Annotated in this window: 1 protein-coding gene; it reads left to right on the forward strand. The window is 75.1% G+C overall.

Annotated elements, in window-relative coordinates; translation table 11 throughout:
• Positions 1–1,437: lipid II flippase MurJ (locus tag AB0E96_RS41120; protein WP_359831948.1), on the forward strand; the 1,437-nt coding region annotated here is incomplete at both ends.

The raw sequence follows: 1,437 nt of genomic DNA on the forward strand, positions 1-1,437 counted from the left end.
ATGGCAGAAGGCCCCGTCGCTCGGCGACGAGCTGGAGCTCGACCTCACCTTCGCCAAGTCCGGCACCATCTCCGTGAAGGTGCCGGTCAAGGAGCCGCGGCGCGGCTTCCTGGCGAAGGCCTTCGGCATCACCGCCGTGCTCAGCGCCGCCGGCTCCGGCCTCGGCCTGCTGCGCGACCTCCTGCTGGCCCGCTACTTCGGCGCCAACCAGGGCACCGACGCCTTCCTGGTCGCCTGGACCGTCCCCGAGACCGCGGCGCCGCTGCTGATCGAGGACGCCATGTCGTTCCTCATGGTGCCCGCCTTCGCCCTCGCCCTGGTGCTGCGCGAGGAGGACCCGGACGCCCCGGACCCGGTCCGCCAGCTGGTCTGCGCCACCCTGCCCTGGCTGCTGCTGGCGCTCAGCGGCCTCGCCCTGGCCGTCGCCCTGGGCGCCCCGCACCTGGTCGGGCTGCTCGCCCCCGGCCTCCCCGACCCCGCGCTCGCCGTCACCTGCACCCGGATCACCGCGGTCACCGTGCTGCCCTTCGGGGTGGCCGGCTACCTGGCCGCCGCACTGCGCGCCCACCACCGCTTCACCGCCCCGGCCGGCATCTACGTCGCCTACAACCTGGGCATCCTCACCGTCCTGCTCTGCCTCCACTCCCACCTCGGCGTGCGCTCCGCCGCCCTCGGCGTCGCGGCCGGCAGCCTGCTGATGGCCGGCCTGCTGGTCGGCCCCTTCCTGCGCCGGCTGGGCCAGGGCCCGCCCGGCGCCGGCCTCGGCCGCCGCTCGCGCCGGGCCCTGGTGCTGATGCCGCTCGCCCTGCTGCCGGTGGCCGCCTTCACGCTCACCCGCCAGTCCCAGGTCTTCGTCGAGCGCTACCTCGGCTCGGCCCTGCCGCCCGGCACCATCTCGCACCTCAACTACGCCGCCAAGGTCTCCCAACTCGCCATGACGGCGGGCATCCTGATCTGCACCGTCACCTTCCCGCTGGTCGCCCGGGCGCTGGCGGCCGGGGACCTCACCGCCGCCCGCGACCGGGTGGAGAAGGACCTCGGCCAGGCGGCGGCGGTCGTCCTGCTCGGCACCGCCTTCCTGATGGCCTGCGCCCCCTCGGTGGTGTCGCTGCTGTTCGAGCGCGGCGCCTTCGGCCCGCACGACACCGCCGCCACCGCCGCCGTCATCCGGGTGTACAGCTTCGGCCTGCCTGCCCAGGCGCTGATCGGTGTGATGATCCGCCCGTACTTCTCGCTGTGCCCGGTGGTCCGCCGGGCCGACGACCCGGGCCCCGAGGAGGGCCGCCGCCCGCTGCTGGACTGGTACCCGGCCGCCGCGATGGTGCTCGGCCTCGGCGGCCAGCGTGTCCCCGGCCCCGAAGGCAAGCCAGGACAGGAACCATGCGAACCGCGACCGTTCCCCCGCCGCGCACCCCGCGGATGGGCCGTGGTTGGTAC

Origin of the sequence: Kitasatospora sp. NPDC036755 (assembly GCF_040636595.1) — a bacterium.
In the GTDB taxonomy this organism is placed as follows: Bacteria; Actinomycetota; Actinomycetes; order Streptomycetales; family Streptomycetaceae; genus Kitasatospora.